Below are 5,310 nucleotides of genomic sequence, written 5' to 3' on the forward strand. Positions count from 1 at the left end.
GTCTTTATTTATTTTCTCAAGGAAAAAATTCCCAACAAGTGGCTCAATTTTGCTCTTTATCAGAACGACAAGTGAAACGATACAAGAAAAATATTTTAAGTGAACTTCACTGTAATAATATCACTGAGGCCGTTGTCATTGGCATTCGTTACGGGCAAATAGCTCCGAAACCCTAACTGATGTCCTGTTATACCCCTGTTTTTGATTTGGGAGACATGAAAAAATAGCGCTTTTACTAACAGGAAAGCGCTAAAATGAATGTAAAAGCTCATAAAAATTTCTTAGCGTTCAATGGAGGAGGTCCCATTAACTGCTGTTCGACGATCCCTTTAGCAGGCTGAATGACATCTGGTATTTGGGCAAGATATTTCTTCCATAAAATGATTGCTGTAATTTTATGCAATGATTCTATGACAATTAAAATTTGCTATGTCTAGTTCACAAAACGAGAACGGGAATAGATGTAACTGGATCTAGAGAGCCGAGAGTTGGGTTGAATTACAGATCTGAGGCAAAAGCGAATCAACATTTAATAATATTTTGGTTTGGCATGCCTTAAAATAATTTTTGCTTTAATAAATAGGTTATTTGATAAAATAAAAACCTTTTATTTTATCAAAGTTATAAAGGAAGTTTTTATGAAAAGTAAATATGAAGTAAAAACACTTATCGAAAGCGATAAAGAAGTGCAATCCAATAAGCATTATGAACTTATCTTAGAAGTTGATAATATTATTCAAAAACGCTTTCCTTATGGCGCAATTAATCGAGTTGATGTTATCAAAAATCAAGAAGTTTCTGATGAAGAGTTGAAAGAGTACTTTGCTGCTTTCTCAGCTTATGAAAAAGAATCAGATGATGAGGAAAAACGAGGCATTTCTAAATTAGCGGATATCACTCAACCATTATTATTCGGTAATTGTGGGCTATTCACAAACTATGCGATAGGGTATTTAAAAAAGGAATATCCAAATGTAAATATTGAATGCTTGTATGTTGATCATCATGTGGCTTTACTTATTGGGAGAGATTCTTCATCAAATTCCAAAAAAGCTAATACTTGGGGGAAAGATACAATCATATGTGATATTTGGGCAGCTAAAAGCTATTTAGCTTCTAATCTTTCTGTGGTTCAAAAAGAAACGAAAGATATTCCATTTTATTCACGTGTGGTGGACAATTACACCAATGAGTATAAAGGTATAGTGCTTAATAAAGCTCATTATCTATATGGAGTACCTGAAGTTATTAGCGGCAACTCAAGTATCTTTTATGATCAAATGCTAATGGATTGGGTAGAGGAAGATCAAAAAAGAATAACCCAGCCTTCTCTTACTTTGCCTAAGACACCACTGTCGATAAAAACTCTTCTAGATCCTTCTGAAATAAAAATATCGCTGTCTAAGTTAAGTAAAAGTGCTGGGTGGAAATTTAGTCAAAAACAAGGTGTTGCATGGCTTGAATGCAACAATCAAAAACAAGCTGAAAGAATAACTCAGTCGTTAATGGCTACAAAATCTGTTGTTGTTTCTTTATGTAAGAGGCAAGACAATGGAGTTCCTACTGTAAAGTGCGAACACTTTGATTGCACCAAATTAAATAAGTTGGTTTCTTCATTAAATTTAGAGCAAAACTTTAATGTACAATCATTGTTAAAAAATTATTTTTAACAATTTTCACTTTTGGTACGATTCAATTTCATCGCATAATAATCCTTATGCGATGAGAAGAGTGTCAACTCATCGCATAATTTGTTTTTTTTGTGGTAGATTATTTCATAAAAAATTAATCGCATAATTATTAATGGCTAAAAATACCCAAGTTGATGATTACATCTCATATCAAAAATCGACGGATAAATCGCCTTTGATTTTGGAAAGCTATCGAAGCGATTTGTTACAATTCGCCACTTGGTTTGAAGCTGTCAACAAGACTGACATGAAACTGACTAATATTACGCCAACTGATGCGCGTCAGTATATTTAATAGACACACGATTTAAAGCCCCTACCATTAACCGACTAGTAGCGTTTTTACTGTTATATTTCCATTGTGATTTTCCAACTTACTCTCTTCCGCAGTTCCATCAACTGAAAGATTACCCTTGTGAATTTTTAAATAGGTGTTTTTCCCCAAATTTTTTGCAGTAATATCACCTTCATGGTTGACTACCCTGATACTATTTCCTAGTAAGTCTTTTTCAAATATTATAGGACCTCTCCAATTAATATAAACATTGTCTTGTATCGTTCCTTGGACTATCAATTGACAGGATGTTGTGCTGTTCAAAATAATTTTTGCTCCAGATTTAATCTCTCCTGTTACAGTGAGCGATTAATTTTATCATCGCTCGATATTTCATTGTTAACTGTTCGATGCCTGAGCTGATCGTGAATTGGAGAATTCAGCATCATTTGTCTCTGCTTTAGAAATGTTTGATTTGCCAAAAAAGCTTACTCCCGAATGAAACAAACAGGTTATCCGTTCCTTACCTTTCTCCACTCGCCGATCAGCGTTCTGCAAAGCCATTTCTTTTGCATCAAATCGTTGTGGATCTTCTTGCACACTAAGCATTAAACTATAAGAAATTAGAAATCTCTCCAACATCTCCAGAGCATGACTAATATAACGCGTTACCGGTATTCCTATGTTTTCAAACCAATAAGGAATTTGCGGTAAAATAAATAAACCTACCGTTAAATACCAGGTACTCGGATCATTTATCACTTCCAAAAGAGCTAATGAACCACGTAATCCCACTGTTATTTCATAACTCCAAGGCTGTTGATAACATAAAAAATCGACTAAAGAAGGAATACACATTGAAACAGATGGCCCAAATTGTAATAAATCTGCAACAAAACGTATAATTAACTTCGAACGATAAGTATCTCCAGGTAATATTGATTGTACAAAGGGATGTAACACTGCTGTTTCTAAACAAACCCCACTAATCGATGCGCCTGAAAGTAAATTGTGATTGAACCAGGATCGCAATATTCGGCTTGACCAATGACCAGCATCCCGTTGCTGCCAGTTGGGCGTCAAACCCATAATACGGAAATAATCTCCAAAATGGGTATGAATTAAATACTGCTCACCTAAATAGAGTAGTCCTATCTGTTTTACTTGTTGTTTAAAGGGCTCCCACCTTAGGGTCCATCTATAGTGCTCTAAAGGTTTTTTCAGCATTTCTTGAAAAATTGGAGCAGCAACCATCACATCCGTTGGAATTTCCTTCATCTCCTTTAAATTGATGGATTGCTGACATTGATCCTCTCTACGTATTAAGATGTTGTCACCCGAAGCGCTTAGTTCAAAGGTATCCAGTCGAGTCGAATTGGAAACAGCATAAACAGATTCATAGCCTTTTTTTCCTTGAAACCAAGCTAATCCAATCTCATTATTAGCACAAAAGATCAAAGTCCCAATCAACGTTTGGCTTTTAGCACATTGATCCTCGTTAAGAAATTGGTTACGACAAATCACCATTTCTGTTTTAGAGAGAATAGATTGAGTATGGGTTTGTGGTAAGGTTGCAGCGGCAAGAAGAGCAACAGCAGCTGCGTTGTCTACGGTGTGTCCAGGCTGTCTTCTCCGGTGTTTGATATAAAAAAAAGCCATCACACCGCCAACTCCAACGCCCACCAGCGTCACCCAGCTTGAGCCAGCTTTAATCATGCTCTGATCTGAGGTATCTGAGCCGAAAATAGAGTTGTATATTTTTTCTTTTTTAATATCTTGTAATGTAATTAAGCTAGGTAACGGTAAACTTGGAATGTCTTTTAAATTCACTGTTTCGTTACCAAAATGCAATGATAAACTGAGTAGTTTACGCGCATCATATCCTTGAGCGGAATAAAAATCTTTAATTAGCACAGTACGCGCTTTATTAACTCGTTTACTGATAACAATAAGATCATTTAAATTTTCTCCGGTTCGTGCAAAATCCACACCTCCTGGAATCTTCGGAAGCATTACGCGTGTATAGGGCTCCACATCCTGAGCCGATAAAACAATAATTTTTTTTGTTTTGTCAAATACTAAAGGTTTTGGCGATAAAACCCAAACGTTGTGTCTATTACTGCCTTTAATTTTTACAACTTGATTTATTTCAAGAAATGATTGATGTGTTACGATATTTAATTGACTCATCCAAGGAATCTTAGCCGCGTCTTTTAATATGATCTTAAGAATAAGTTTTTTGCCCAATGTACATTGTTTATTTACTTTTGCTTTTATTAACAAATGTAAATTTTTACCCTTTTTACGTACTATTAATTGGGAAACACAATGTGGATGTGCTTCCACTTTTTGTATTACAGCACGCAAATCCAAAGTCTCTATCTTCTTTGAGTTAGATTGTGGCGGATAGAGTGTTATATTGGGTATTTTTTCCTTATCCTTTCTCGGTGTTATCTTATAGATATTTTCTCCTCCATTGCCCAGCAGATGAGTGGGATGTAACGGATCGTTTTGTAAAACATCATGATGAAGCGAATACCCTATGACTACGGTTCGATTCTGAGCATGGGCAACTATGGATCCTTGCAGCCTTTTAGCGAGCGCCAGATACTGCCAAACAATTTTACTCGGGGTTTTCTGAGTTTGTTGTAAAGTATAAGTCCTTTCATTGCCTAGTTTCATTTCTGCATCCATAAAAATACAGGATATCTTTGTGCTGTTTGAACGACTAAGTGTCAGATTAAATCCATTTATTTCTTCCGACATGAAATTGAACATCACTTCATTATTATCTGGCAATAAGCGAAGTTGTCTAAGCTCTGATAAGGTATAATTAAAGGAAATTTGATGTTGCGCAGTATCTTTTCCTACAGTTTTAAAATGTATTTCCGCTTCACCACTACCTCGAGTCAACAAATAGGAAAAATTTCCTAGATTTGCTTGATTCTCGATAAATGTATAAGGGGGCACTTTTATTTGCATTTGATAACGACATTCTTGGTTAGTACCAATCACAATGACATCTTGTCCATAGGAATTAGAGTAACCGCCTCTACCATCAACGTAGCTGGTACTGCAACCTACATAGATATGATCCGGCTTTTCTTTACGAGTCAGTATGTGTTGGACATTAACTATTTGAAAACTGTTATAACCATAGCCATCATGCACGAGATAAGGATCTCGCTTGGCTAAATTAATCTGTAGAGATTCGCGACTAGAGGCAAAATCTCCTAGGTCTAAAATATTGATCCCACCTTCTCCATCAACATAACCGCTAGTCAGATCGCCTTGTAAAAAAAAGATGTCATTTTGATTGCCACCTATTAAGTGCTTATCTCCATT

5 protein-coding genes are annotated in these 5,310 nt (G+C 35.7%); 3 read left to right on the top strand and 2 right to left on the bottom strand.

The window, feature by feature from the left end:
- The 3 genes from WA877_RS00630 to WA877_RS00640 all read left to right on the top strand — a co-directional run.
- A partial coding sequence (locus tag WA877_RS00630; RefSeq protein ID WP_425169014.1) for a helix-turn-helix domain-containing protein occupies positions 1 to 176 on the top strand: 176 nt, incomplete at its 5' end.
- 462 nt (positions 177 to 638) lie between these two features.
- Positions 639 to 1,670, top strand: a complete 1,032-nt coding sequence (locus WA877_RS00635) for a hypothetical protein (protein WP_425169010.1) — start codon at positions 639 to 641, stop codon at positions 1,668 to 1,670.
- A 133-nt stretch (positions 1,671 to 1,803) separates the two neighbouring features.
- Positions 1,804 to 1,986 (top strand): hypothetical protein, encoded by a 183-nt coding sequence (locus WA877_RS00640; RefSeq protein WP_425169011.1) that lies wholly within the window; start codon positions 1,804 to 1,806, stop codon positions 1,984 to 1,986.
- Positions 1,987 to 2,013: 27 nt separating this feature from the next.
- Here WA877_RS00640 and WA877_RS00645 read toward each other — a convergent pair whose 3' ends face one another.
- Both WA877_RS00645 and WA877_RS00650 read right to left on the bottom strand, forming a co-directional pair.
- Positions 2,014 to 2,289 (bottom strand): hypothetical protein, encoded by a 276-nt coding sequence (locus WA877_RS00645; protein WP_425169012.1) that lies wholly within the window; start codon positions 2,287 to 2,289, stop codon positions 2,014 to 2,016.
- Positions 2,290 to 2,364: 75 nt separating this feature from the next.
- Positions 2,365 to 5,310: hypothetical protein (locus tag WA877_RS00650; protein ID WP_425169013.1), on the bottom strand; the 2,946-nt coding region annotated here is incomplete at its 5' end.

The sequence above is a fragment of the Legionella sp. genome (genome assembly GCF_049790535.1).
In the GTDB taxonomy this organism is placed as follows: Bacteria; Pseudomonadota; Gammaproteobacteria; order Legionellales; family Legionellaceae; genus Legionella.

Coding starts and splice junctions, on each gene's coding strand:
- WA877_RS00635 (WP_425169010.1), top strand. CDS start 639: ATGAAAAGTAAATATGAAGTAAAAACACTTATCGAAAGCGATAAAGAA.
- WA877_RS00640 (WP_425169011.1), top strand. CDS start 1,804: ATGGCTAAAAATACCCAAGTTGATGATTACATCTCATATCAAAAATCG.